Origin of the sequence: Hyphomicrobium denitrificans ATCC 51888 (assembly GCF_000143145.1) — a bacterium.
GTDB classification, from domain to species: Bacteria; Pseudomonadota; Alphaproteobacteria; order Rhizobiales; family Hyphomicrobiaceae; genus Hyphomicrobium_B; species Hyphomicrobium_B denitrificans.
This window is the reverse complement of sequence record NC_014313.1, coordinates 3489155-3515547: the sequence shown is the minus strand read 5'-3', so window position 1 is coordinate 3515547 and position 26393 is coordinate 3489155. Positions and strand designations below refer to the sequence as shown.

The 26393-nt window shown below is 59.4% G+C and carries 20 protein-coding genes and 1 tRNA gene; 6 read left to right on the top strand and 15 right to left on the bottom strand.

Annotated elements, in window-relative coordinates:
- Positions 1–34: 34 nt before the first annotated feature.
- The 3 genes from HDEN_RS17045 to HDEN_RS17035 all read right to left on the bottom strand — a co-directional run bounded on the left by HDEN_RS17045 (position 35) and on the right by HDEN_RS17035 (position 6993).
- Positions 35–1252, bottom strand: a complete 1218-nt coding sequence (locus HDEN_RS17045) for an efflux RND transporter periplasmic adaptor subunit (RefSeq protein WP_013217393.1) — start codon at positions 1250–1252, stop codon at positions 35–37.
- Positions 1242–4424 carry an efflux RND transporter permease subunit gene (locus tag HDEN_RS17040; RefSeq protein WP_013217392.1) on the bottom strand — a complete coding sequence of 1061 codons (3183 nt, stop codon included), beginning with the start codon at positions 4422–4424 and terminating at the stop codon, positions 1242–1244. The genes HDEN_RS17045 and HDEN_RS17040 overlap by 11 nt, the downstream gene beginning before the upstream one ends.
- Positions 4425–4689: 265 nt before the next feature.
- Complete coding sequence (locus HDEN_RS17035) at positions 4690–6993, bottom strand: ABC transporter substrate-binding protein (RefSeq protein WP_013217391.1); 2304 nt, start codon at positions 6991–6993, stop codon at positions 4690–4692.
- A 276-nt stretch (positions 6994–7269) separates the two neighbouring features.
- Here HDEN_RS17035 and HDEN_RS17030 point away from each other — a divergent pair, with 276 nt between their 5' ends.
- A complete protein-coding gene (locus HDEN_RS17030) occupies positions 7270–8160 on the top strand; it encodes an SDR family NAD(P)-dependent oxidoreductase (RefSeq protein WP_041921713.1) in 891 nt (296 codons plus the stop codon).
- A 328-nt stretch (positions 8161–8488) separates the two neighbouring features.
- Complete coding sequence (locus HDEN_RS17025) at positions 8489–9601, top strand: beta-ketoacyl-ACP synthase III (RefSeq protein WP_013217389.1); 1113 nt, start codon at positions 8489–8491, stop codon at positions 9599–9601.
- Positions 9602–9616: 15 nt separating this feature from the next.
- Here HDEN_RS17025 and HDEN_RS17020 read toward each other — a convergent pair whose 3' ends face one another.
- Together HDEN_RS17020 and HDEN_RS17015 are read right to left on the bottom strand one after the other, a co-directional pair.
- Positions 9617–11485, bottom strand: coding sequence for a PAS domain S-box protein (locus HDEN_RS17020; RefSeq protein WP_013217388.1), 1869 nt, complete (start codon positions 11483–11485; stop codon positions 9617–9619).
- A 106-nt stretch (positions 11486–11591) separates the two neighbouring features.
- The gene (locus HDEN_RS17015; RefSeq protein WP_013217387.1) at positions 11592–12299 is read right to left on the bottom strand and encodes a DUF1345 domain-containing protein; all 708 of its coding nucleotides are present in this window, start codon (positions 12297–12299) and stop codon (positions 11592–11594) included.
- 245 nt (positions 12300–12544) lie between these two features.
- Here HDEN_RS17015 and HDEN_RS17010 point away from each other — a divergent pair, with 245 nt between their 5' ends.
- Positions 12545–12958 carry a response regulator gene (locus HDEN_RS17010; protein ID WP_013217386.1) on the top strand — a complete coding sequence of 138 codons (414 nt, stop codon included), beginning with the start codon at positions 12545–12547 and terminating at the stop codon, positions 12956–12958.
- A gap of 39 nt (positions 12959–12997) precedes the next feature.
- On the opposite strand, the gene HDEN_RS17005 is transcribed toward HDEN_RS17010, so the two are convergent.
- Positions 12998–13657: a response regulator gene (locus HDEN_RS17005; protein ID WP_013217385.1), complete on the bottom strand. Its 660-nt coding sequence runs from the start codon at positions 13655–13657 to the stop codon at positions 12998–13000.
- A 17-nt stretch (positions 13658–13674) separates the two neighbouring features.
- A complete protein-coding gene (locus HDEN_RS17000) occupies positions 13675–16023 on the bottom strand; it encodes a hybrid sensor histidine kinase/response regulator (RefSeq protein WP_041922126.1) in 2349 nt (782 codons plus the stop codon).
- A 289-nt stretch (positions 16024–16312) separates the two neighbouring features.
- Here HDEN_RS17000 and HDEN_RS16995 point away from each other — a divergent pair, with 289 nt between their 5' ends.
- Positions 16313–16642, top strand: a complete 330-nt coding sequence (locus tag HDEN_RS16995) for a helix-turn-helix domain-containing protein (RefSeq protein ID WP_041921711.1) — start codon at positions 16313–16315, stop codon at positions 16640–16642.
- 159 nt (positions 16643–16801) lie between these two features.
- Here the strand turns inward: HDEN_RS16995 and HDEN_RS16990 are convergent, their stop codons facing one another.
- On the bottom strand, positions 16802–17020 hold the full coding sequence (locus HDEN_RS16990; protein WP_013217383.1) for a hypothetical protein: 219 nt from the start codon (positions 17018–17020) through the stop codon (positions 16802–16804).
- Between the two features lie 379 nt (positions 17021–17399).
- Between HDEN_RS16990 and HDEN_RS16985 the strand changes: the two genes are divergently transcribed.
- A complete protein-coding gene (locus HDEN_RS16985; protein WP_013217382.1) occupies positions 17400–17843 on the top strand; it encodes a hypothetical protein in 444 nt (147 codons plus the stop codon).
- A 92-nt stretch (positions 17844–17935) separates the two neighbouring features.
- Here the strand turns inward: HDEN_RS16985 and HDEN_RS16980 are convergent, their stop codons facing one another.
- The 4 genes from HDEN_RS16980 to HDEN_RS16965 form a co-directional block, all read right to left on the bottom strand.
- Positions 17936–18217, bottom strand: coding sequence for a hypothetical protein (locus HDEN_RS16980; RefSeq protein ID WP_013217381.1), 282 nt, complete (start codon positions 18215–18217; stop codon positions 17936–17938).
- 185 nt (positions 18218–18402) lie between these two features.
- Entirely contained in the window at positions 18403–19440 is a 1038-nt protein-coding gene (locus HDEN_RS16975) for a cysteine synthase A (protein ID WP_013217380.1), read from the bottom strand.
- A 104-nt stretch (positions 19441–19544) separates the two neighbouring features.
- Positions 19545–20411: a sulfurtransferase gene (locus HDEN_RS16970; protein ID WP_013217379.1), complete on the bottom strand. Its 867-nt coding sequence runs from the start codon at positions 20409–20411 to the stop codon at positions 19545–19547.
- A 334-nt stretch (positions 20412–20745) separates the two neighbouring features.
- Positions 20746–21183: a DUF411 domain-containing protein gene (locus HDEN_RS16965; protein ID WP_013217378.1), complete on the bottom strand. Its 438-nt coding sequence runs from the start codon at positions 21181–21183 to the stop codon at positions 20746–20748.
- Positions 21184–21881: 698 nt separating this feature from the next.
- On the opposite strand from HDEN_RS16965, the gene HDEN_RS16960 reads away from it, so the two are divergent.
- Positions 21882–22427, top strand: a complete 546-nt coding sequence (locus tag HDEN_RS16960) for a PIN domain-containing protein (protein WP_049775356.1) — start codon at positions 21882–21884, stop codon at positions 22425–22427.
- 428 nt (positions 22428–22855) lie between these two features.
- Here the strand turns inward: HDEN_RS16960 and HDEN_RS16955 are convergent.
- From HDEN_RS16955 to HDEN_RS16945, 3 genes are all read right to left on the bottom strand, one after another.
- Positions 22856–22932 (bottom strand) — tRNA-Arg (locus tag HDEN_RS16955).
- Between the two features lie 169 nt (positions 22933–23101).
- A complete protein-coding gene (locus HDEN_RS16950; RefSeq protein ID WP_013217377.1) occupies positions 23102–24637 on the bottom strand; it encodes a sensor histidine kinase in 1536 nt (511 codons plus the stop codon).
- Positions 24638–24649: 12 nt separating this feature from the next.
- The gene (locus tag HDEN_RS16945; protein ID WP_013217376.1) at positions 24650–26104 is read right to left on the bottom strand and encodes a dihydrolipoyl dehydrogenase family protein; all 1455 of its coding nucleotides are present in this window, start codon (positions 26102–26104) and stop codon (positions 24650–24652) included.
- Positions 26105–26393 lie beyond the last annotated feature (289 nt).

Below are 26393 nucleotides of genomic sequence, written 5' to 3'. Positions count from 1 at the left end.
GCACAGCCCCGGCGTTCCGAGAAAAGAAAAGACGTCAGCCTTTGTTGTTTGGATGCACCGCGTTCGTCGATGATGACGGTGCCGTCGCAGGCGTCGGCTGCTCCTTGACGTTGACCTTGTCGCCGTCGACGATGTCGTCGGGCGCACTTTCGATCACGCGATCCTCCGGCGCCAGTCCGGATGCGATCTCGACTTTGCTGCCAAGATCACGCCCGATCGTGATCGGCTTCATGACGACCCGGTCCTCGGAATTGAGGATCGCGACGCGCAGGCCGTCCTTATCAAAAATGACGGCACTCGCCGGAACGACCAGAACATCCTTTTGATCGCCGACCTTCAACCGCACGTTCGCATATGCGCCCGGCATCAGCTCCCCGGCGGCGTTGTCGACGACAAGCTGCATGCGCGTCGTCCCCGAAGCAACATCGACGGCGCCAGCGGACGCTTCGACCTTGGCTTCATACGATTTGCCGGGACGCTCAGGCACGGTCAGCACCGCCGTCGTTCCGTTCGTGACCATCGGTACGTAAGACTGAGGCACGTTCACATAAAGCCGGAGCTTGTGAATGTCCGCGACGACAAACATCTCCGAGCCCGTGGAGCTTCCCGTATTGATGAGATTGCCGACGTCGGTGTTGCGCACCGTCACGATGCCCTCGAACGGCGCCACGATGCGCTTGTATTCCGACAGCGCCTTCAGACGATCGACGTTGGCCTGCGCCGACGTGACGAGCGCCGTCTTCGCTTCGAAATCGGCAGCCTTCTCGTCTGCGCCCTGCCGCGTCACGTAATCTTTAGGCAGCAGCGCCTGATAGCGTTCGTTCGTGACCTTCGCCAAAGCTGCAGTCGCTTTGGCGTTGTTGAGTTCGGACTGCGCTTGAAACAGCTGTTGATCGAGATCCGGAGCGTCGATCTCGGCGAGGAGATCGCCGGCCTTGACGCGCGTGCCGATGTCCGCCTTCCGGCTCGCGACGTAACCGCTCACGCGTGCAAAAATCGCAGCCTGCGAATAGGCGTCAAGCCGTCCAGGAAGTTCGATAACGCCGACGCTCTTCTGCACGCTGGGCGTCGCGACCGCCACCGTCGGCACCGATCGCTCGGCCGATTTGACCCGGAGGCCGGCCAGCGTCTGCTCCCTGCATTGAATGCCGGTAAATCCGATGAACGACGTCGCACCGATGAACACCAGCGCAGCCATCGGCATCTTCCAGCGCGAGCGCGCCCGTGTTTCCTTGGGCAACTCAGGCGGCATTGAATTCTCCCGGAATAAAATCGGTCGGCGCGGCGGTTGCCTTGCGCCGGTGCATCAAACTGAAAACAAGGGGAACAACAAACAGGGTCGCGGCGGTCGCAAAAACGAGACCGCCGATGACAGCGCGGCCGAGCGGCGCGTTCTGCTCGCCGCCTTCGCCGAGACCAAGGGCCATCGGCGCCATGCCGATGATCATCGCCAGCGCCGTCATCAGAACCGGCCGGATACGCACATAGCCGGACTCGAGCGCTGCCACGATCGGGTCGCCATGCTCGGCAAGCCGCTCGCGCGCGAAGCTGACGACCAGAACCGCGTTCGCCGTCGCCACGCCCATGCACATGATCGCGCCGGTCAACGCCGGAACCGACAGCGTCGTACCCGTCGTGAAGAGCATCCAGATGATGCCGGCAAGCGCAGCCGGAAGAGCCATGATGATGACCAGCGGATCCGTCCACGATTGGAAGTTGACGACGATCAGCAGGTATATAAGCACGATCGCACCGAGAAGTCCGAACAGCATCCCCGAGTAAGCGCTGTTCATCGTTCGGACCTGACCCAGCAGAACCGCAGTCGCTCCCTTCGGCAGATCTGCTTTGGCTTCGTCCACGATCTTTTGAATATCGGCTGCAACAGCGCCGAGGTCGCGTCCCTCGGTGGTCGTCAGAATTTGCACCATCGACTGGATGTCATATTGCGAGACGACTGCATTGGACGTCTTGCGACCAAGATTGATGACACTGCCGAGAACCTGCGGCGCCGTCGCATCCGCGGCCGTGATCGGCAAATTCTGGAGCGATGCCAGACTGTCCAGCGAATACTGCGGCGTCTGCATGACGATCGGATACGACACACCGTTTCTTGGGTTCAGCCAGAAGACGGGCGAAACCTGCCCTGAACCGGAAAGGCTCGTGCCAAGACTGCTCGTGACGTCGCGCGCAGTGACGCCGACGTATTTCGCGCGCGACCGGTCGACGTCTATTTTGAACCCCGGATTGTCGCGCGATTGCTGTATGCGCGCATCGGCGACACCGGGAACCATCCGGATCTTTCGGAGAAGTTTGTTCGCGTAATTGAAGTTTTCGGTGAGGTTCGCACCGCGAATTTGCAGATCGATCGGCGTCGGTGCGCCGAAGTTCAGGATTTGGCTGACGATATCCGCAGGCAGGAATGAAAAAGTCGTTCCCGGAAAACGCTGCGGAAGCTCATCGCGCAAAAGACTGACGTACTCCGCCGTCGGCCGATGCCCCTCCTTGAGCGCGATCTGGATGTCTCCGTCCTGCGAGCCGATCATGCCGGTGTTGTTATAGGAGACGTTGATGCCGCTGATCGGCATGCCGATATTGTCGACGATCGCATCGAGCTCTTCCGCCGGAATGATCGCGCGAATGACGTCCTGGATTTCCGCGAACTTGCGTGAACTCTCTTCGACGCGGGTTCCGACTTCGAGCCGCGCATGTATCAGGATTTGCCCCGAATCGACGGCCGGGAAGAAATTCCGCCCCAGATACGGGACCAGATAGAACGACAGTCCGATGAAGCCGAACGAGAACAAAAGAAACAGCGCGCGTTGCGACAGTGCCCGATCGAGAAGACCGCGATAGCTCAAACGCAAAGCTTCGAAGCCATGCTCGAACTTACGCTGGAAACGCATGAACGGGTTACGGGTCGGCGTGTCGTGCGCATTCGGGTCATGCGGCTTCAACAGAAACTTCGCCATTGTCGGCACGAGCGTTCGCGACAGGATGAATGACGCGACCATCGCGAATACGACGGCCTCCGCCATCGGCACGAACAGAAACCTCGCAACGCCTTCCAGGAAAAACATCGGCACGAAAACGATGCAGATGCAGAGCATCGACACGAACGCAGGCGTCGCAATCTGATCGGCGCCGTCGAGGATCGCCGTTTCGACGTCCTTGCCCTGCTCCAGATGATAATTGATGTTCTCGATCGTCACCGTTGCTTCATCGACGAGAATACCCACGGCAAGCGCCAACCCGCCCAGCGTCATGATATTGAGCGTCTCGCCGAGCGCCGACAGCGTCGCAATCGATGCCAGCACGGCAAGCGGGATCGATGTCGCGATGATGATCGTAGACCTGATGCTTCCAAGGAATAACAGGATCATCAAGCTCGTCAGCGCCGCCGCTAGAACGCCTTCGTGGATGACGTTATTCACCGCGCCGCGCACGAATAGCGACTGATCGCCGAGGTACGAAATCGTCAAAGCATCCGGCAGACCCGGCTTGATTTCCTGGACCTTGTCCTTGATGCCTTGAATGATTTCAGGCGTCGAGATTGCGCCGCTCTTCAGTACCGAAAGAAGCACCGAGCGCGCACCGTTCACATGCACGACATTCTGCTGTGGCGGGCTGCCGTCGCGCACGCGCGCGACGTCCTTGACGTAGACCATGCCACCATTGACCGCCTTGATCGGCAGGTCGCCCAGCGCCGCGAGGTCTGACGGAGCGCTGTTCAGTTGCATCGTGTATTCGGTCGCGCCGATCTTTTGCGTACCGACCGGATTGATCAGATTTTGCGCGTCGAAGGCGCTCGCCACATCTTGCGCCGAGAGGCCTTTGGCATGCAGCGCGGCCGTATCGAGGTCGATTTGGATCTGTCTCTGCTTGCCGCCGTACGGATAGGGAATGGCCGCGCCGGGAACGGTGACCAGCCGGATGCGGACCTGGTTCATTCCGAGGTCGGCCAGGTTTTGCTCGTTCAAACCTTCGCCAGCGAGCGCAAGCTGCAGAATGGGTACGGTCGATGCACTGTAGTTGAGAATAAGAGGCGCGGTCGATCCGGGCGGCAATTGCCTCAACATCGTTTGCGCAATGGCGGTCACCTGCGCATTGGCGACACTGATGTTGACCTTCGGATGAAAGAAAATTTTGACGACGCCGATGCCACTATAGGAATTGGCTTCGATATGTTCGATGTCGTTGACGGTCGTCGTCAACGCACGCTGGAACGGCGTCACCATCCGCCCCGCCATGTCATCCGGCGGCAGGCCCTTGTATTGCCAAACCGTGGCAATGACGGGAATGCGAATTTCCGGGAAAATATCGACCGGCGTCCTGATCGCGGCCAGCCCACCGGCGATCAAAATCAGAAGCGCGAGAACGATGAACGTGTACGGCAACCGGAGCGCGATGCGTACAAGTGCAGCCATGAGTTAAAATTTCTCCGCCCGCTCGAAGGTCATTCAACCACGGAGCCCTCGCCGCTTAACGGCCGGCAAGCCTCGATCCGTCTCAGTCCCGCCGCAATTTGCCAGCGACAAAATCGCCGGCGAGGAGCGGCTCCTATAGGAGCCGCTCGCATCGCCATGCTGCATAACCAATTACGATGACGAAGAGCAGTCGTTAAATTCAGTTAACTCCGCGCTGGCATCATGGATGTCATGCGCGCGTCGCCGGACAGGCAGCCTCCGAAAGCTAGCGCAGGCTCAACTCGTAAACGTAGAACGCAAGCGCCGCCGTGGCGAGCGGCACCCCGGCGATGTGCAGGAAGCTCAGGGATTTCCGCAGCCAGCCAACCGGCTCGATCCATTTGTTCACGCGCGCGATCGTAATGGCGATGATGATACTCAGCATCAGATAGCTGAATAGGAACATCCGGTCCGACAGCGTCTCGACGTTGGCATCGAGCTTCGGCAGCGCCAGATAGAGCGCCACTGCGGAGAGCAGCGCCGTCACCTGGATCGTGACAATCGCCTCGAAATGATGGGTCGAGATGAAGATCGACAGATAGGCGATCATCAGGATGAAGCCGAGCGGCACGACAACGCGCAGGAAATAATCTGTTGTCTGCCGCTTCATCAGCCAGACGAAATTCGCTTTGTAGAACGGCACGACACTCGGCTGGAGCGTCTGCGCATCGACGGTACGCACGAAGTCTTCGTCGTATCCGACGTACTGATCCTTCGGCAGCCAGCCATCGACGTTGACGAGCCTGTCGCGCAAATTGTCCGGCGGCGGTTGCACGATGAACGGCGCATTGCTGTTCTTGGGCTGGATATCGATCGAAAATCTCTGGGTGTCGAAGGGATAGTCGAGCAGCTGCGGCTCGAACAGGAACTTACCGGACACACGATAGATCTTCATGTGATCCGGGAATGCTTCGCTTTTGCCGCCGTCATGAATCGGCCGGACGGTGATCTGCCGGTCGTTTGATCCCGGCTCCAGATACGCGTTCGAGAATTCGATCTGCTCGATCGACGCGCCGCCGCGATCGTTCATCGACAGATAGAAGTCGGCGAGAAACGTCTTCTCGTTGTCGTTGATGTGCTCGGCCCGAATGAGATCGATATCGGCGTAGAGCGTATCGATCCGCTGCATGCTGTTGTTGCGCAGATGCACGAATTGCAACGGTGCAAGCTGTGCGTGCCCGAGACCGCGCGGCAGCATGAGGATCATCGGCGTTCGCGCCGCGGCGCGCGACGCTTGCTGGAACGACCAGTTATCGAACCGACCCTGGAACGTCCCGCGCCCCAGCCCATAGGCAGATTGCAGCCGTTGAACGATCAGGCTGCGAAGGTCCGGCAGGCTGGTCGTCGCGTCCTTTCCTCGCGCCGCTTCCGCGATAAGCCCGACCATGTCGGCGTACTGCGTCCCAGCCGACAGGGCCCGCATGTTGTCCTCATCGACGACGCTGAGAGGAACATCTTCGTCGCGTGCTTTGCATTTGCCGCTTTTCCATCCCGGCGCGGCATTGTTCTTCGCGCCCTGGAAAATCCAGGCGCTCGGATCTGGGGAATCCGAGACAAGCTTGCGCAGCCGATCATTGTAAACGTCAGGAAATCCATCCCAAGCGAGCTGGAAGATGTCGTTGGGATAAGCGGCATCGCCTTCGAGTCCGAGCGATGTCAGCCGGCCAGTGACGAAAGCCGGTGGCGTCAGACCTTCGGCCTTGAACTTTTTCAGGACGTCGGCTGTCCGGCTGCCGCCGACACTGAGAAACACCATATCGATATTTTTGCTCTTGAGATCGGCAATCGTCGAAGCGAGTTCGCCCGGATCGAGGAGGTCGTCGCCGACCATATGCAAACGGTGATCGGCGGCCATGACGCCCGTCCCGAACAGCTTCGTCAGCGCATCGCCGAAATTGCTGCTCGCCAGCTGCCCGTCGAGACCGACGAACGCGGGTCGCTCAATCTTCATTTGCTTCACGAACTCAGCGATGACCGGCATGCGCTCTTCATCTTCGGAAGGCCGGGTCGTGAAGACGTTCGGATAATCGGCGATGAGAGCGGCGACCGAAATATCGGAAACGAAAGGAATGCCGGTCTTTTTGATATCCTTGCCGGAAGCGTCGAATGCAGCCTTCGCGCGCGTCGAATTCGACATGCCGATCATCGCCAGCGTTTGGGGATCGGAGAGCGCGAGGCCCATATTGGCCGCCGCTTTCTTTTCGTCGCGCTGATCGTCGAGGAACGTCAGCTGCAGTCGGCGACCGGCAACGCCGCCATTGCGGTTGATGCGACGCTGCTCCTGCACGGCAAGGCGCCTGATGGCGGCCACTTGACCGTTGTCGTAGCAAAGGTCGTCTCGCGACGATATGAAGATGGGAACGCTCAACGGCGGCCGTTGCGCGGCTTCGACATCATCGACCGCGTCGACGCTGACCGGCATGCTGGCACTGACGATGACCGTGAATATAGCGATCAGAATCGCGGTCGCCCGGCGCAGCAAAATGGACGCCGTGCCGCGCATGCGGTCCTTGAACAACTCGCGATCCACCTGATCCCACCCGACGATTGCTTCCGTGCCAGAAAAAGCCGAGAGCCAGCCTACCCCTTGACCCGCCGCGCTCCTTTTAGCAAAGCCGTGCCTTTAAAGAATGGAGAAATTAGGTTGCCGGCTGGACACCGCCGAAAACCGCGCACGAACGGCCCGGCCTGAATGAATATCCGGCCCCGCACCGCGATCCCTTCGGCCTAAAGGTGCACCACTCTTGCTGCCGCTAGGGCCTCCGCCTACGTTCCGTCCGGCTCGCCTGCCCCCTCTGGAGACCGCATGCCGTCCGATTTTGCCCGCTGGACCTCCCGATTGATGCCGTGGCGAGCGCCGGTCGACGAAAATGCCGTTCAGGCCGCGCGGACTGCGGTGGCACACCTGAAACCGGCGGTTGTCGTCACGGGTGGATCGCGGGGCATAGGACTGGCGCTTGCGAAGCGCTTCATCGAAACAGGCCACACCACCGTCATCGTGGCGCGCAATTCGCTGAGCCTCACAGAGGCCGTCGCCGATTTGAAGGCTGCAACCGGCGTCGAGCCCCTTTCGATCCTGTGCGATGTCACCGAACCCAACGCCGCGGACGTCATTTCATCCGCGCTCGCCGACGCGAATTTGTATCTCGACGTGCTGGTCAACAATGCCGCGATGGGCCTCGCCGGACCATTCCTTGAACAGACGCCGCAAGAAATTTCGCGCCTCGTTGCGCTGAATGTCGAAAGCGTGACGCGGCTCACACGTGCAGCACTACCCGACATGATCGCGCGCCGTCAGGGAGGCGTATTGAATGTCGCGTCCGTCGGCGCCTACGTGCCGGGTCCCAATCAGGCGGCCTACTACGCCAGCAAAGCCTACGTCCTCTCGCTGACCGAAGCGATCGCCAGCGAAGTCGCCGGCCACGGCGTTCGCGTCTCGGCATTGGCGCCGGGTCCAGTCGAAACCGGATTTCATCACGACATGGGCGCGGAAAATTCCCTCTATCGCATGATCGTTCCGTCGATGACGGCCGACCGCGTCGCGCAGAGCGCGTATCGCGGCTTCATGTTCGGTCAGCGCGTCATCGCGCCGGGCGTCTCCAACCTCGCATTCGTCGTTGCGTTAAAGGTTCTTCCACACATCGTGACGGTGCCGATCATGCGCATGCTGCTGAAGCGGGATTTCTTCCAGCGTTAAGCATCCGTTGGGTTCCCGTTTGCTTTATCGCAACCAATTTCGGTTTATGTAGCAGGAAACCTGGAGTGAGGTATCGCGTATCCGGGTACTCCTCGCGGCCGCGCTCTGCGGGCTCTTAAGGGCTCGGTAATTGCAGCGCGGCCGCGCCCCATTTCTCCGGCATCTGTGAACAGTATCTCGCCCGGCCGCTGCCGTGATCAGGTCAGCAAGCGACCGTGGCGAAAGCTTTGCACCCTCGGGACAGTGCGCTGTCGGCGTGCTATGTAGCCGCTCGACAAAAACAAGAGGCCGCTTGAACCGGCCTCGCCGGATCCTGGAAACACCCGCCGTGCCACAACCCGTAATTGCCGCAACCGGGCTTTACGTTCCGCCTCATAGCATCAGCAATCAGGAACTGGTCGACGCTTTCAACGCGTTCGTCGCATCGTTCAACATCGAGAATGCGGCCGCCATCGCCGACGGAACCGTCGCGCCGCTGCAGCCCTCGTCCGCCGAGTTCATCGAGAAAGCGTCGGGCATCAAATCGCGCCACGTGATGGACAAGACGGGCATTCTCGACCCCGCCGTCATGCGGCCAATCCTGCCAGAACGCCCGAACGATGAGATTTCGGTCCTCGCCGAAATGGCCGTCGCCGCCGCCAACGATGCGTTGGGCCGTTGGGGCGGAGACAAAAGCGACATCGGCGCCGTCATCTGCGCGGCATCCAACATGCAGCGCCCCTACCCCGCGATGGCCGTCGAAGTCCAAGACGCACTCGGGCTGAGCGGGTTCGCGTTCGATATGAACGTAGCTTGCTCATCAGCGACTTTCGGCTTGAAAACGGCCGCCGATTTCATCGCCAGCGGCTCGACGAAAGCCGTGCTGATGGTCAATCCGGAAATCTGCTCCGGGCACCTGAACTTTAGAGATCGCGACAGCCACTTCATCTTTGGCGACGTTGCAACCGCCGTCGTCGTATCCGGATCTGAAACGGCCGGTGCATGGCGCATTCTCGGCACGCGTCTCAAGACGCAATTCTCGAACAACATCCGCAACAACTTCGGATTTCTCAACCGCGCGGCACCCGAAGGGATCGGCAAACCCGACAAGCTGTTCGTTCAGGAAGGACGCAAGGTCTTCAAGGAAGTCGTTCCGATGGTGTCGGACATGATCCTGTCGCACGCGCGCGACATCGGCCTCGATCCGCGTAGCCTGAAGCGCCTTTGGCTGCATCAGGCCAACATCAATATGAATGAAATGATCGGCCGCAAAGTACTTGGCCGCGAGCCGCGCGCTGACGAGAACGTCATCATTCTCGATACGTTTGCGAACACGTCCTCAGCCGGCTCGATCATCGCATTCCATACTGCGAATAACGATTTTGCCGCCGGAGAGCGGGGCCTCATCTGCAGTTTCGGCGCGGGTTATTCCGCAGGCACCGTATTCGTCGAAAAGATTTGACCGCCGCGAACGCGCCTACGTCGTTTTCCGGAACGGGACGACGATATTGTCCTGGACGACCATCTCACGAACGACGTCGATCAGCCGCTGCCGTTGGAACGGTTTCCTGATCAGCGCCATCTGCTGATAAGCTTGTGGCAGCCCCTCACGACCGTAGCCGCTGACGAACGCGAACGGAATTCCTCGCCGGACAAGAACCGCGGCGAGTTCATCAACGGGATCACCCGCGAGATTGGCGTCCAGCAACGCGGCGTCGATGTCCTCGGTTTCGACCAGCGTCAACGCCTTTTGCAGCGTGGTCGCCGGGCCGACGATCTCGCAACCTTCGTCTTCCAGGCTCGCAACCATATCCATCGCAATCAACGGTTCGTCGTCGACGACGAGGATACGCTTACCCGCAACAGTATTCAGTTGCTGCGAAGACTTCAGTCCTTTCACGGCCTGGGGCCCCTCGGTCAGCGGCCTGTGATACGAACCGCCGATGCCCGTTTCCGTATCCGGAAGCGGCAGGATGATATCGCATGTAAGACCATCAGCCTCGTACCGGATTGACGTCACGCCGCCGTGCGCTTCGAGGCTTTTTTCGATGAGGGTCGTGCCAAAGCCGCGTGACTGCGGAACTGTTACGGTCGGCCCGCCGCGTTCCTGCCACTGCAGGACGAGCTTACGTTCGGTTTCGGTGCGAACCATCCAGCGGATGGAAAGTCGCCCGCGCCGCTCGGAGAGCGCACCGTGCTTGATGGCATTCGTCGCGAGCTCATGCAGGACGAGGCTCAAATGCAGCGCAGCTTGCGCATTGAGCATCACCAGCGGACCGGAACACGTAATCCGCTCGTCTTCGTTATCTCCAAACGGCAGCTGATCGCGGATGAGCTCTGAAAGCTCTGCGCCCTGCCACGTCGACTGAGTGAGAAGACTGTGGGTCTTCGCCAGCGATTGCAGCCTGCCGCCGAAGCTCGTTGCGAAATCACCGGGGCTCTTCGCACGATGGACCGTTTGATTGGCAATCGACTGAACCGTCGCCAGCGTATTCTTCACGCGATGATTGAGTTCGCCGATGAGTAACTTCTGCAACCCCTCGGCGTTCTTGCGTTCGGTGATATCCCTGCCGACTTTGGAGGCGCCGATCAAGTTATCGGACTTATCGCGCATGGGCGATATGGTCACCGAAACGTCGATGCGCCGGCCGTCCTTTGCGAGGCGCACGGTCTCGAAATGATCGATGTGCAGACCTCGTCGGATGCGCGCGAGAATCTCTTCTTCTTCGAAATGCAGTTCGGGTGGAATGATGCGCGTGATGTGTTGGCCGATGATTTCGTCGGCCGTATATCCGAAGATCTTTTCAGCACCCGCGTTCCAGCTTGTGATGATGCCGTCGAGGGTCTTGCTGACGATCGCATCGTCGGACGAAGCAACGATCGCCGCAAGCCGCGCGGCTTTCAGTTCGTTCTCACGCCGGACGGTGATATCGCGGGTAATTGCGAGTTGACCGGTCTGCCCATTGAGCAGGCGGATCGGGACGGCATGCGTTTCCATCCGCCGGCGCGTTCCGCGGAGCCCGATAATATCGAACGTCCACATCAGCCTCTCGCCGTTGCAGACACGCTCGTGATTGGCCTGCCAGGCGTCACGAAACTCCGGCGCGATAAGGGAAAGAACCATCGTCCCTTCGACCTTGGCGCCGGGCTCGGCTTCGACCATACGCATGCCGGACGGATTCATCTGAATGAGACGTCCATCGGGTGCTACAATTTTAATGCACTCCGGACTGGCCTCGAAAATAGCCTCGAGCAGCTGCCGATCGTTTTCGAAACGGCATCCCCCAATCTCGTCAGAACTTTGATTGGGATAGGAAATTCCCTCTGAAACGGGGTTGTCCTTCATAGTACGTATAACTGCCCCTGCGCGCTAAACCTGTCCGACAGACTGCACGGTTCATCCAAGTAGGATGCAACACTCGACGCCTGGAATTGGTTCCATTTCAGCCGGATCACGCAAGACTGGCTGCGAGGTTGATCGTCAGTGCCAAGACCATGGTGTTGAAAAAAAATGAAACAATGGCATGCAAGGTCGTCAGCCTTCGCATCGACTTCGAATTAATCATCACGTCAGACGTCTGCGACGCCGCTCCGAACGAGGTCGCAAAATAGAAGAAGTCCCAATAGTCGGGCTCCTTATCTTCAGGAAAATTAAGCGCTTGCGGCGCATCCTTGTCGACCGATCTGTGCGGCGCGTAGAACTCGTGAGCATAGTGCAGCGTGAACACCACCTGCGTCACGAGCCACGATATGACGATCGTCGCTGCGGCAAGTCCGACGAAAAAGAGCTTGCCGTCGGTCGAGGCGCCCTTAGCTTCGGCGATGATGCCAAAAATCGCGGAAAAGCTTGAGAAAATCGCGAGCAGCACCACAACGAGGATCACAATGGCGCTGTCATCCTGGCGTGCCGCTCGCCGCTTCAGCGCTTGTCCCGAGCAACTCGACATCACGCGAAAAGCCATGACGAGATAGACTCCGCCGCCGGCGCACCACGCCATCGCTTCGCGAACCGGGCCGCGAAACGAGTTTGGCAGGAGCATGAATACGGCGAAGCCGGCAATCGCGGCGGCGAAGGCGCGCGGCCGCAGGACGAGTGAACGCCAGACCGAATGCGGACTGTACCACGCGGCGCGCTTGTGAACCGTCGCTGAGCTGTTCATGGGTTTGCATGTATCCTGCCGGCGGGGAACTCCGAATAGACACACGCCCAAACGCGCCTGCAAGCCACAAGTTCGGCGGTCGCCCCCTTTAACAGAACCAGATTCATTCGAACGATCCCGGGCAATAAGTGTCAGCCCTGGGAGGCTAGGACTTGTGGCCTATGGCCTCCCGCTGAATAGCGAACCACGTCGATAAAGATGTCTCCTCAGTACGACGCACCCCGAAAGGTCAGGAGCCACTTACCATGGGACCTGCGCTCGCATCCGATACCAAACGATTGGCTTTGTCCGCGGAGTCACGGCCACTGGTTGCCGTCATTGAAGACGATTACAGGTCGTCACTCGCACTCACGATGCTCATCGACGACTGGGGTTATGCCTGCATTGCCGCCCGAAGCTCTCGCGAAGCCATTCGCACGCTCGGCGTACGCATGGATCAGATCGCCGCGATCGTCACGGATATCGAGATCGACGGTCAGATGCGCGGCGTCGTCGACGCGCTCGCCATTGCATCCACTTTGGGCCGCCCCATTCCAACGATCGTGACCACGGGCCACGGAGACTACGTAGCGGATTGCAAACCGTTTCCCGTCATTCGCAAACCGTTCGATCCCGATATCCTGCACGCTTGGCTTGTTCAGAAGCTCGGATATCGTTGAGCCCGATCGCCGGTCGCTCTTGCGCGAGCGGATCCGCAGTCAGCGCCGCGTCGCCAATTCGGTGCGGTTTCGGGCGCCGAAATGCGAAAAGAGAGCCGCCAGGTGAATCTTCACCGTGCCTTCCGCGATCTCGAGTTCGCGCGCGATTTCCTTATTCGAAAGGCCGCGCCGAACACATTCGAGGACATCGCGCTGACGCGGTGAAATCGGCTTCGAGGCAGTTGCGCTGCTGGCGCTCGCCTTCTCAGCCGGCTCAGGCAGCACGCGAGCCGCAACCGTCGAGCCTTGAGACGTCATGAACCTCGGCACATAGATACGCCCATCGAGGATATCCCGCAGTGCTGCAACGATTTCATCATCCTGCAACGACTTCGGCACATAGCCGCCAAGCCCGGTCGCGACGGCTTTTAAGACATCGCTGCGCTCTTCCGAACCTGAGACGATCGCCACGCGAACGTCCGGGTACGTCTCTTTGATGACTCCAAGACTTTCAGGACCGGAAACGCCCGGCATCGCCAGATCGAACAGCGCAAGCCCGATCCCATCAAGCTCCGACAAACGATCCAGCGCCGCATCGAAGGTCGCCGCCTCGACGACGGTGTTGAACCCCAGCCGGTCTTTCAACAGGTAGCTCAGGCCCGTGCGATAAAGACTGTGATCGTCAGCCACAAGCACGGCATCTCGTTTGGCATTCATCATGGGGCGACTCTGCGTTTTCAATCGGAACCAACATGCTCTTCGGCAGCGGGTTGGCGCGCTGCAGCTCTGCCTGCCTTTATGACCGCATGAAGCGTTGCAACAATCAGCTCCGGATCGGCCGGCTTCGTCAACCACGGCCTCCCGGATTTAGCAAGCGTCGCCAGCGTCACCGAATCCGTTCCGCCCGACAGTACAAGCGCCGGAATAAAACGGCCGGTTTCGTGAGACATCCGGCTAATGAATTCAAGACCCGTTTCTCGATCACGTAAATCGAAATCGAGTATCGCAACGTCGATTGTGAGGCCATCCGCGAAAGCCGCCTCCGCGTCTGCGGCACGCTGATAACCATACACCACGTTGCCGCGGTCTCTAAGATCGCGGCTCAGCGCCGCCACAATCAGTTCCTCGTCATCCAGAACCAGAATACGGAAGCCGTGAATCTCGGCTTCGTCCTTGGACGCACCGACAGCTGGCGGCATCGCTTCGATCACGCGTTGCGGCGGGAGAACGATGGTAAACCGCGAACCCTTTTGCCACCGCGAGCAGACGACGATCCGCATGCCCAGCAAATCGGCGTAGCGCCGCGCGATCGACAACCCGAGACCAAGCCCGTCGTTGGCGCCGCGTGCACGCTGATCGTTGCGAGAAAACTCTTCGAAGATTTTCTCGTGTTGCTCCGCCGACAGGCCTGGACCGCTATCGTAAACGTCGATCATGCGCTGACCATTCCTGCGCCGCGCAGCCAGAATGACACCGCCCTCATGCGTGAACTTCAGCGCGTTCGAAACCAGGTTTCGAATGATCGTCTCGAGCAGCGCCGGATCGGTCTCCAGCGTCCAGTTCTGGGAACGGCTCAAGAATTTCAGCCCGTTCTGTTCGGCCTCGACCTTGAAGCCGACCGACACGCGCTCGATGACGTCCGCAACCGACACAGCGACTTTTGTCGGCTCGATCAGCTTCGCATCGAGGCGCGAGACATTGAGCAACGCATCGAACATGCCTTTGAGGCCATGCAGGCCTTCTTCCATCTGCGCGACCAGGGTGGTCGCTTCGCCGCTCTGCACACGCCGCGACAGCGCTCTTGCGAACAGCGTGAGCGCGTACAGAGGTTGCCTGAGATCGTGGCTTGCCGCCGCGAGGAAGCGAGACTTGGCTTCGGTCGCCTGCTCGGCCTCGGCTTTGGCGCGCTCGAGCCCGATATTCTGCTCGGCGAGACGTTGCGTGCGCTCCCGCACCTGGCTTTCGAGCGTCTGGTTTGCCGCTGCGAGAGAAGCCCGTTGCGCTCCGAGTTCCGCGACCATCGAGCGGAGCGATTGCGCCAGGACGCGTGCCTCGTCGTAGCCATCGACCGCCGGAAAATCGACCTGACGCCCGCGGCGCAAGCCTTCCGCCGCATCCGCGAGCTGCAGCAAGGGCCGCGAGAGCTTTCCCGCGAGCATCCACGCGAGAATGGCCGCGAGCGCCGAAAACGCGATGCCCCAGAGAACAATATTCCGCTGCAGGCTTCTGACCGGCTCGAACGCCAGCGTCTGGCTTTCCCGGATGAGCACGATCCAATGCAGGCCCGGATACGACCGGTAGCCGTCGCTCTTGGAAAATCCGGTGACGTACGATTGCCCGTCCGGCCATTGTTCGACCGCGAAACTCGCAACACCCGCGCGCGCATCGTTGATGCTCGGAAGATCCAGCTTTTGGCCGGGGATATCGTCTGGACCGAATAGAATCTGCTTCTTATCGTTCAAAACGATGACATCGGCATGGATCGAATTCTTCATGCTGCCGAGCAGCGTGTCCTTGACCTCTTCGGCCCAGTCCGCGCTGAGCGTCGCCCCGAGCACACCCAGCGTTTCATCGTCATTGAACACGGGAACAGCAAGGTCGATGAAATCGGTCACGCGGCCAGAGGACGATTTCTCAGGACCGCTTTCGCCAACCTTCACGTCTCCGACGTAGGGTTCGTCGAGACCCTTTTTATACCACTCCTGATCTTTGACGTTCTGGCCTTCGCGCACGCCGCCGGTCGAGCTTTCGATCCGGCCTTCGCTGTTCACAAATCCGATCCAGGAATAGTCGGCATATGCCGTTTGAAAGCGTTCCAGCGCCGCACGTAAGGAAGCCGGCGTTTCGGTTTTAGAGGGGATCTTCGCAATCTCCGTCATGTCTTCGAGAGATTGCAGACGCTCGAACATCGCACGGTCGAGCTTGTCCTGCATTTCATCCGCGAGCAGCGCCAGAGACCGGCCGATCTGAAGTTCCAGACGCTTCACGGCATCGTGCGCGATGACGTAGGAAACCGCTGCCGTCAGCAGAAGCGAGACGACCGAAATCGCGGCCGCGATCAGCACTTTCAAGGAAACGCGTCGCATCGGGTGTCCGTCTTCCGCAGGACCGGCGGCAGCCTGAAACCCAATCGGGTCCGATATCAAGCCGGTTTGCATTAAATCTCGGTATGCTGACCGTTCGAGGCTCTGACTGCCTCGTCGCCGAGACGCCGAAAGCCCGTGCCGGGTAGACCGTCCGGCCTAATTGGCAAATTGCTTGTCTTAGACCGCACCGCTGAATGGTTTCCGAAGCGTATCGGGCGCAGTTAGCTGGTGCGCGCATGCTTGAACTTGATACCAGGCACCTCGTGCGCAAGCTTAGCAGGAGTTACCGATGCAAACCCCCCAGAATGTCGCCAAGCTGATACCCCTGAAAAGCAAGGAGCCGCCGCAGCAGCTCAAGTTCGCGCCGCATATCGGCAGGCTCGCCGCATTCCTTCAACATCACGAGCACCTGAACAGCCACGCGCGAGCCGAAGCCAACATCATCGAAGTCAGACGCTCGGATGCAGAGATCGCCTTCCATCTCGGCATCTCGATGGCGGCTCTGGAACAGTGCTTCAGTGAGTTGATACGCCAGAAGGTCATCCGGCTGCGCGGCGCGTTCCAGATCGAAATCCTGAACAGCACACGCTTGTCTGACTTGGCGCGATTGAAGCCCTAAAGCTCTCGCTCGCGCCGTCTCGTCTCCGAGAACCAGTCCTCGAAGACGCGCGCTTTTAACCCTCAAGCGCGCCACTTCGATAGAGGTCCAGCTCCCCCCGCTGGGCCTCTTACTATGTCGTAGGCGCGCGCACTCAAATACCGAAGCGCATTCCGCTACTCAGTGCTCTTTATCCGATGACAGATTCTGCTGCACGGGAATGTCGTGCCGGGCCATCAAATCGCGCCAGTCGGCAACGTGCTTTTCAAGCGCGTCGATAACAGACCGGGTAATGGTGTCGTCTTCGTAAGGCCCGTTCACCAGCCGAGCCACGCCCGACTTCCAGAATGCAAGTTGGCCTTCGAGCGTTGACAGCTCTCTGTTTGCCCATTCGATCATTGGCGAATGTCCCCGTAGATGTGCCCGCAATCAATTTACAGCAAATTTGATGGTTCTCGAAATCACGACACGAGCTTCTCGTGAAGTATCCCCAGCGCCGCACATGTCGCGCGCACCCGGGCGCGACCGCCGAAGACCTAGGAAAAAACCGAATGTGGCGCACGTAATACTTCGCAAATCTGGGCAGCATCGGGGCAACCGAACGCCCACCTTGTGAATTTGACACGCGAACGTCGTCGTCCTCGAGCAAACAGCATGAAGCCGTCACGAGATTATCCCAATATTTCGCTTCCTACCGGCCACGACGCAATTGCAGAAATTCGCCGAGTGCCTAACTAAGCACTCCTTTGTTTTCAACGCAGCCACCAGGACCACCGAGATGAAATCCACAAACACGCTGATCGCACTCGCATTGTTCGCCGTTCCGCTCGCGGCACACGCCGAGCCGAGCGGCAACGTCGAGATGGCGTTTGTTCCGAGCACGATGGACGTCACGCTGCTGAACGAAAACGGCAAGTTCGTCACCATCGACATGAAGAAAATCGCCAAAGGCGAAAAATGCCGGATGGATAAAGACTCCGTCATCATGAAGGTCGGGCCGGGCGCGACAGAAAACACCGTCCGCGTTCGTTATCTCGCGCCTCAGCTCAGCCATGGCGGCTGTCCGTTCATGACCGAGTTCGAGCTTTCCGACGCTGATTACACCTCGGCGCGCTCAGCCTTCACGGCAAAGACCGATGAGGCTTCCAAAAAGGTCGAGGATTTGAAGAAGCAGCTTGGCACGAAATGGAACGAGATCACAGGCAAGAAGGCCGATCAGTGATCTGAGCCGTCTTATCCGCCGAACAAAAACGAAGGCCGGAAGCATTCAGCTTCCGGCCTTCGACGCATGATCATCAGAACGAAGAAATCAGATCAGCATCCGCGGCTTTGCATGCAGCGCCCATAGCCCGGCTCGTCGACGCCCCATTGCCCGAAGCAGCTGTGCCGGGCTTCGCGGCAACGATCCTGCTGCGGATTATCTTGAGCGCCCGCCGTCGCAGCGCCTGTCATCGGAACATCGACGAATACGTTGAGACCGGGATTCCATCCCCAGCCAGGACCGCCAGGTCCATGTCCGCGTCCGGGACCCTCGCCCGCTATGGCTGAACCAGTCAATGCCGCCGCTGCGATGACGGCATACGCGAGGACTTTCATGGCCGCTCTCCCGCTGGCGATACCCGAAAATTTATTCCGAGCGAGCGTCGGCGCAAATGATTGCGGTCCGGTATACGGATGGCCCAATTCCAAGCTGAGGTTTCCGATCGCAAAATTTCCGCCCCATAGCGGAACGAACCACCCTCGCGCCGGCCGAGCGGGCCATCATCGACGCGACATGCGGCCTATACGAACACCGGCGGCGGCGTACTCGCGTTTTCAGGCGCAAGCCAGGCGGGGATCGGCAGATTTTTGGACGCCAGAAACGCCGGGTTGAACAGCTTCGATTGATAGCGCGTCCCGGAATCGCAGAGCATGGTCACGATGACATGCCCCGGCCCAAGCTCCCGCGCGAGCGCTACGGCACCCGCAATGTTCACGCCGCTGGACCCGCCGACACAGAGCCCCTCGTCCACCACCAGCTGATGCACGAGGGGAATCGACCGCGTATCGGGAATCTCGAATGAAAAGTCCGGCGCAAAACCTTCGAGATTTTTCGTAATGCGACCCTGGCCAATGCCTTCCGTCACCGACCCGCCGTGCGCTTCGAGAACGCCGCGCGCATAGAAGGAATGGAGCGATGCACCGGGCGGATCCGCAAGAGCGATCTTCACGGATTTGCTCCGCGCCCTGAGCCCAAGCGCAATTCCCGCCAGCGTTCCCCCTGTCCCGACGGCAGCGACGAAGCCGTCGACTTTGCCGTCGGTCTGCCGCCAGATTTCTTCCGCCGTCGTCCGCGCATGTCCATCGCGATTGGCGACGTTATCGAACTGGTTCGCCCAGACCGCGCCTTCGGGTTCCGTTTTCGCCAGCGCCTCGGCGAGACGTCGCGAATAATGCACGTAGTTGTTGGGATTTGCGTAAGGCACCGCCGGCACTTCGACGAGCTTCGCGCCGAGCGCGCGAACGGCATCCTTCTTCTCGATCGATTGCGTTTCGGGCATCACGATGACCGTGCGCAATCCGAACGCCGAGCCGAGCGCCGCCAAACCGATCCCGGTGTTGCCGGCCGTACCTTCGACGATCAACCCGCCGCGCTTGATCGCACCGCGTGACAGCGCATCCTCGATCAAGAACAGCGCCGCTCTGTCTTTCACCGACTGCGCGGGATTCATGAACTCGGCTTTGCCGAGGATCGTGCACCCCGTTTCTTCCGAGGCGCGCCGAAGCTTGATCAACGGCGTATTGCCGACGGCATGAATGAGAGTGTCGGCATAAGCCACGAATCGCGCCCCTTTTACCTATCAGCGATAAGAACAGGAGATGACTATGCCGCCGGCAACCTCGGCGTCAATCTGGGTGAATTACGCTCGGAATGCTAACCCGTTTACTTGCCGAGCCAGATCGTCCCGCTTTTGTTTGTCACCGGAACGCCGACGGCATTTCCATATTCCGTCCACGATCCATCGTAGTTGCGAACGTCGTATCCGAGGATGCGCTTCAACGCGAACCACGAATGGCTCGAACGTTCTCCGATCCGGCAATAGGTGACGACCGGTTGCGATCCATCGACGCCTTTCGCGGCATAGATGGCGCGGATTTCATCGACGGGTTTGAACGTGCCGTCGTCGTTCACGATCGTCCCCCACGGAACATTCTCGGCGCCGGGAATATGTCCAGCTCGAATCGAAAGCTCCTTCACACCCTCCGGCGCGAAAATCTTTCCGCTATATTCGTCAGGCGATCTGATATCGATGAGCTGCCCGGCGGTCCGCCCCTCAGCAATCGCAAGAACATCGACGAGGCGCGCACGCAAGCGGTCGTCGCGTGCCGGCAAGGCAATCGCCGTTTCCAGAAAGCTCGGAACGTCCGCTGTGACCGGAAGCGCACGCGCCTCCCAGAGCTTTCGGCCTCCATCGAGCAGCCGCACGTTCTCGCCGAGACCGTAGATCTCCAGAATCCATGCACCCCACGCCGCGAACCAATTGTTGTGATCGCCGTAGATCACGATCGTCGTATTTGGCGTGACGCCGGCTTTACGCAGACACGTCTGAAGTTTGTCCCGCGACGCGATATCCCGGTTCACGGTATCGACCAGATCGACATGCCAATCGAGATTGACCGCGCCGGGAATATGCGCGCGCTTATAAACGTCGGGATCGACGCTGACCTCGAATATCCTGACGTTCGGATTGTTCAGATTATCTTTGACCCAATCAGCCGTAACGAGAGGACTTGCGCCTGCCTTGACCATCGGAAATCTCCCTTTCGTTTTAAAGTGCGGATTTGCAAATCGTCCCGACATGGCCGCATGTCCGACGAAGATATTCTGAGCTCGGTCGATCGACTGCAGATCCTTGCCACCGGCCGATCGCAGCTTGAAAAAATTTCCCGGCTTTTCGCTCAGATCAGCAAAACAGTGCTTTAAGTTTTCGGAAACATCGGCGGTTCGCAGCCCGCAATTCAATTTTATACATCGTAATGCGATATAAAGAGAGACGCACATGCGCCATCGAGACGCAATCGTCGATTTTTATGCGGTTAGCTTGAAGCGACGGAAACGCAAGCCTGTGCGCGCAGCCGTCTAATCATTCCTTCATGTAGACCGGCGCTGGACCGGCCTCATCAGTGATCGAAAGAATTTCGAATGGCGCTTGCTTAGCCCCCGGCATGCCGGGAGAGCCTTGCGGCATGTTCGGAAGCGACAGGCCCTTGATGTCAGGCTTTTCGGCGAGCAGGCGCTTGATCGGGCCAACGGGGACATGCCCCTCGATCACATACTTGTCGATCGACGTCGAGTGACACCCCTGAAGCTCCTTACGCACAGATGACCGCGGCGGAGCATCCCGTATCTCGGCACGTGCATGCACCGTGACATCGAAACCGTTTTCGCGAAGATAATCCGCATACGCATCACAGCACGTGCAGCTCGGCTGCTTGTACAGCGTCGCAGCGATCTTGCCGTCCGCAGCCGCCAGCCCCGACATCGACGTCAACACGAGAACAACCAAAGCTAGACGTTTCACAGGCGGCTCCTTCTGACATCGGTCTATGCGTGCGCGCTCGATCGACGGCCAAAGTTATTGGCACTGATCGACCTCGACAACCCGAAAGCGCCAAGCCATCGGGACGAGCAGGTATACCAAATACCGCCCACCGGAAGTTGATCTGAGTTCTTGGAAATAATGGCGCGCCCGAAAGGATTCGAACCTCTGACCCCAGATTCGTAGTTTTGGGCAGAGCAGTCGGCCGTAGCATCTGGATTGGTCCACCCCGCCGTCGCCGCCAGCTATTGTGCCCAAGGGTACTGGCAACGTGGATAAGTTTATGATCTATTAAGCATAAGCCCCCTCGTTCAAGTAAAACTTACGCAATATGCTGCGCGGGGAGGTGGGGCCTTGACAAAGCGACCGAAACTTACCATACCATCAGCTATCGACGCTCGGGGTTCGTCCCCAGCACCCAGTCGGCACGATCCTTCTGGACCTACACATTCGAAGGTACTACCGGCATCCGAGGAACCTGCGGTTGCCATGCCCGCCAAGCGAAAGCTGAAGGCGGTTTTTATGTCGACGGCTTCAATTTATACCACGCCCTAGACGACCTTGGACAGCCACACTTGAAATGGCTGAACCTAAGAGAACTTGCGCTTCGACTAATTGATCACAACACGGAATACCTCGGCGGTATTTATTGGTGCTCGGCTAGAGATAGCGAAGGAGACATGGACAAGTATAAGCGCCATGTCGCTTATCAGAAAGCCCTGGAAAGCGTCGGCGTTGAAACCTTACTTGGGCATTTTGCTAACTCACCCATGAGATGCCAGCGTTGCTCGGAGCGCTATGAAAAAAGAACAGAGAAAGCGAGCGATGTGAACGTCGCTCTCTATGCGGTATCCGACGCGTTAGGCGGCCAAGTTGAAAGCATTTATTTGATCACAGCCGATACTGACCAAGCGGCTACGGCTACATTCCTTCATCAACATTGCAGCGACGTCAGACTGACGATTGTTGCCCCGCCTGGACGAATGCATAGCCAGCATCTGCTTGAATTTGCGCACGCAAAGCGAACTATAGAGGAGTCAACATTGATTGACTGCGTCTTTCCAAAAAACGTCACCAGAGGCGGAAAGCATGTTGTCGACAGACCAGATCGATACAATCTACCGCTTGGCTTTGTCACTGCAAAAGCTAAAGGCGCTGCTCAGCAGAGACGTCCCGTGGAAATCGAGATAAAAAAGAAGCGGCTGCCGAAATTAGCGAAATCATAGGGCGGCCATGCCATCTACCTATGAGAAATCGTCGGACTACGGCGGCCCAGCGCGCCCGGTCAGCCCCGCCTGATCGAGATGGCGCTGGCATCCGCGGCAGCAAGGGCTCCGACCTACCTGCTACTTTGCTAGCTGCCACAATAGGACATGCCGGGGCCGGACCTTGATCGCGCCACGTCGCGATCCCGCATGCCCCTGAGCGCTACGCAAACTCTCTTGGTCAGGAGTCCCTGCAACTTGGCGTCAGTCCGATCTAAGGCGCGCGCTTCAATCAACTGGACGGCAATGAATTGGGAAAGGTGTTGAAGATTTTGAACCGACGCGTGTCGAAGACGTGTCGAAAAGCGTCCAAGCGCCAAGAATTCGCGGCAAAATACCGATACCGCAACAGTCTATAAATATCAACGACTTCAGTACGTTACGTAACATGGCGCGCCCGAAAGGATTCGAACCTCTGACCCCCAGATTCGTAGTCTGGTGCTCTATCCAGCTGAGCTACGGGCGCATTTCGCTGCATCGGGGCCGATCGGCCCGCTCCCGGCAAAACCGGGCGGCGAAGCCCCCCTCTGTAGTGGGTCGCGAACGAGAGCGCAAGACCTCTCCGCCATGTCCCGATTGGTCAAATTCTCGCGGCCCTCGCCCCGGCACGAATTCAGGAATCACCCGTGGCTGCGTCAATCGCCGGTCCGATCCGGCAGCTCGATGCGAAAGCGCGCCCCTTTGGCGCTGTCGACCAACGTCAGCGTGCCGCCGTGAGCCTGCACGAGCTCGGCTGCGATCACCAGCCCAAGGCCCGTGCCCCCCTTTTTCGTCGACCCCTGGAAGGCCTTGAACAGATTTTCGCGCGCCTTCTGCGGAACGCCTGCGCCATTGTCGGTCACGTCGACGATCACCTTGCGCCCCTCGCGCCGCGCGACAACGCGGATCTCGCCGTCGGCTTTGCCCTCGACGCTTTCGATTGCCTGCATCGCGTTGCGCACGAGGTTGCTCAGCACGCGAAACAGGTGCTCATGGTCGGCGTCGATCAGCAGCGAGGCATCGATGTCATCGACGAAGGCAATGGCGCCCTCGCGGGGCAGACCCTGACTGTCCGCCACCTCTTCGACGAGCGGCTTCAAGGGCATCAGCTCGCGGCGCGGCGCGGCTTCGGAGACACCGCCGAACTGCAGCGATGAATTGCAGAAATGAATGGCGCGATCGAGCGAAGCAATGAGCTTCGGCACGAAGCGTTGCACGGTGGGATCGGGAATATCCACCAGACGGTCGGAAATGAGCTGCGCATTGGCGAGCATGTTGCGCAGGTCGTGATTGATTTTGGAAACCGCGAGACCCAACTGCGCCAGTCTGTTCTTCTGCGCCAGCAATCCCGAAAGCTGACGCTGCATGCTTGCAAGCTCGCGTTCGGCGACGCCGATCTCGTCGAGGCGTCCCGTCTCCGGCATGATGCGGCTCGCATCCTCGGGATTCTCGGCGAAGTGCAGCATATTCCTCGTCAGGCGCGTCAACGGCTTCACGAACAAACGGCTGAGAGCGAAATAGACGACGGCCGCCGTCAGCACCGACAGGATGATCGACAGCCAAAGAATATTGAGCCCGTAGCGCATCATCGCCGCGCGCAGCGGCGCTTCCGGTATGACGATCTCGATCAGATCGGCGTTATCCGGTCCGGCGTGTCCGACGACGCGAATGGTCCGCCCGCCATCGCCGAACATGGTCGTGATCGCATCCTTCATCTGCTGGAATTTGAGCCCGACCCCTTCCCAGAACGAGGCAGGTTCGCGCTGCAGATAGTAAACATAGTCGATCGTCATATCGGCTTGCGGAGCAAGCACTAGGCGGCGCTCGCCCTGCCGGCGCGATGCGATCGCGCGCACTTCGGCGGTTCGAAGAAGATCGGCGCGCAAGGCCGAGGGAATCTGTCCGCCCGGAAACGCATCGGAGGCGAGTGCCGCGAGCTGCGCTGCGGTCAGGCGCTCCTGCAGCCACGTCACGCGATAGTTCGCAATCGACGGCAGAAAGATCAGCGCTTCGGCGGCAAGCACGAAAACTGCAGTCAGCGCGATCAGCTTCGAGGGCAGACCGCGGCTCTCCCAAAATCGCTTCAAAGCGCGCCACGGTCCGGCGGAGGCCGACGACGGTCCCGCCTCGTCGCTCCCGTGTTGTCCGTCACCGTTGGAAATCGCGCGCTGCACCGATTTGAGAACTGCCATCACCCGAGTTGATTAGCCGAGCTTCGCCAGCAAAGCGATGACTTTACGTACATAAGGGTTGCTGGGAGATGTTGCAAAGTAACGGAAAGCGGCGCGTTTGTTAATTTCGGACAACGTCGGATAGGGCGAAATCCATTGCGTCATGGCTTTGATTTTCAAGCCCTGGGAAATGGCGAGCGACCACATCTGAATAAGCTCGCCGGCGTCCGCGCCGACGATTCCGGCGCCGAGGATTTCGCCGCGCTTGGAGGTCACGACCTTGATGTGCCCATCCGTGGTGCCTTCGGCCTGCGCCCGGTGATTTTCATGATAGGGCCAGCGCAGGACGTGAATTTTTCCGTGCTTCTCCCGCGCTTCCGATTCCGACAGCCCGACATGAGCGAATTCCGGTTCGGTGAACACGACGCGCGGAGACGCCCGGCCCGCAGCTTTTGCATGCGAGCGAAAGAGCGTTCGCCAAAGAACGACCTCGGCATGCTCCGCAGCCGTGTGCGAAGAAAGCGGACCGCCGATCACATCGCCGATCGCATAAACGCGGTGGTTACGCGTTCGAAGCCCGGCATTTACTTTGATGCCATCCTCACTCGTCCTGATACCCGCAGCTTCGAGACCGAGCGCGGCAACGTTGGCCGTTCGCCCGGCGATGACCAGCAGGTCGCTGCCCTCCACGCGCTCCGCACCGCGAGCCGTCTCGAATTCCACGATGACGCGCCCTGGCTCACCGGATACGCGCGTGATGCGCACGCCTTCGCGAATTGCGATTCCTTCGCTGGAAAGCTTGGTCAGCAGAACGGCGGCAAGCTCGGGATCTTCGTCGCCAAGCGCCTGCGCCGCATCGAGCACCGTCACCTGCGATCCAAGCCGGCGATAGGCCTGAGCAAGTTCAAGTCCCGTCGCGCCGGCGCCGATCACGATCAGATGCGGTAACGGCTTCGCATTCTCGAAAATCGTTTCGTTGGTGAAATACGGGACATCCTGCAGTCCCGATATCGCCGGAATAACCGGCGCCGAACCCGTCGCAATGACGAACCTGCGCGCCGTGATGCGAAAGTCCCCCGCAACGACCGTCGACTTGTCGACGAACTTGCCCGCCGCTGCGATGACGCGAACGCCGAGGCCGGCGAAACGCTCGGGCGATGCATTGGGTGCAGCATTCGCGATCGTGCGTTTGATGTGCTCGCGCACACCCGCAAAATCGATCAGTGGCTCGACACCACGAATGCCGAATGGCGACGCTGTCCGCATGGCGTTGGCGCGCTTTGCCGAAGCCAGCAAAGCCTTCGACGGCACGCTTCCGTAGTTCAGCGTGTCGCCGCCCATTTTGTGTTTTTCGATCAGGACGACGCGCTGGCCGAAGGCGGCCGCCGCCGCCGCGAGCGCTAAACCGCCCGATCCCGCGCCGATGATGCAGAAATCGGTTTCGATGGTCTGGCTGTCGGCTCCGCTTTCCGGGTTGTCCTTCGGCATCAACGGTTTCCAAGGTTGCAAGTAAAAGTTGCGCAACGCGGCGCGGCATCAATAGGGTTGACGCTAAAGCCGATCGCCGAAACAATCGAGAGCAGGCCCCGGGGAAGTTGTGCGCGAAGCCGAACTTGACCTTCGCCGCACGCGCTCCGGACCTAGCGAGACAGGCCCTTCAACGCGTTGACTTGCTCACGTGCCCAACTTATAAGAACCCGAATTCCGGAGAAATCGCGTCCCGCCTTGGCTTTTTGTCAGGCGATGCGGACTTTCTAAACATCGGAAAAAGCAACAT

Excerpts from the sequence above, each read along its gene's own strand:
- HDEN_RS17005 (WP_013217385.1), bottom strand. The coding sequence starts at position 13,657 with ATGATGAATGCCAAACGAGATGCCGTGCTTGTGGCTGACGATCACAGT.
- HDEN_RS17000 (WP_041922126.1), bottom strand. The coding sequence starts at position 16,023 with ATGCGACGCGTTTCCTTGAAAGTGCTGATCGCGGCCGCGATTTCGGTC.
- HDEN_RS17045 (WP_013217393.1), bottom strand. The coding sequence starts at position 1,252 with ATGCCGCCTGAGTTGCCCAAGGAAACACGGGCGCGCTCGCGCTGGAAG.
- HDEN_RS16945 (WP_013217376.1), bottom strand. The coding sequence starts at position 26,104 with ATGCCGAAGGACAACCCGGAAAGCGGAGCCGACAGCCAGACCATCGAA.
- HDEN_RS16950 (WP_013217377.1), bottom strand. The coding sequence starts at position 24,637 with ATGGCAGTTCTCAAATCGGTGCAGCGCGCGATTTCCAACGGTGACGGA.
- HDEN_RS16970 (WP_013217379.1), bottom strand. The coding sequence starts at position 20,411 with ATGGTCAAGGCAGGCGCAAGTCCTCTCGTTACGGCTGATTGGGTCAAA.
- HDEN_RS16990 (WP_013217383.1), bottom strand. The coding sequence starts at position 17,020 with ATGATCGAATGGGCAAACAGAGAGCTGTCAACGCTCGAAGGCCAACTT.
- HDEN_RS16995 (WP_041921711.1), top strand. The coding sequence starts at position 16,313 with ATGCAAACCCCCCAGAATGTCGCCAAGCTGATACCCCTGAAAAGCAAG.
- HDEN_RS17040 (WP_013217392.1), bottom strand. The coding sequence starts at position 4,424 with ATGGCTGCACTTGTACGCATCGCGCTCCGGTTGCCGTACACGTTCATC.
- HDEN_RS16980 (WP_013217381.1), bottom strand. The coding sequence starts at position 18,217 with ATGAAAGTCCTCGCGTATGCCGTCATCGCAGCGGCGGCATTGACTGGT.
- HDEN_RS17010 (WP_013217386.1), top strand. The coding sequence starts at position 12,545 with ATGGGACCTGCGCTCGCATCCGATACCAAACGATTGGCTTTGTCCGCG.
- HDEN_RS16985 (WP_013217382.1), top strand. The coding sequence starts at position 17,400 with ATGAAATCCACAAACACGCTGATCGCACTCGCATTGTTCGCCGTTCCG.
- HDEN_RS17030 (WP_041921713.1), top strand. The coding sequence starts at position 7,270 with ATGCCGTCCGATTTTGCCCGCTGGACCTCCCGATTGATGCCGTGGCGA.
- HDEN_RS17020 (WP_013217388.1), bottom strand. The coding sequence starts at position 11,485 with ATGAAGGACAACCCCGTTTCAGAGGGAATTTCCTATCCCAATCAAAGT.
- HDEN_RS17015 (WP_013217387.1), bottom strand. The coding sequence starts at position 12,299 with ATGAACAGCTCAGCGACGGTTCACAAGCGCGCCGCGTGGTACAGTCCG.
- HDEN_RS16960 (WP_049775356.1), top strand. The coding sequence starts at position 21,882 with ATGGACAAGTATAAGCGCCATGTCGCTTATCAGAAAGCCCTGGAAAGC.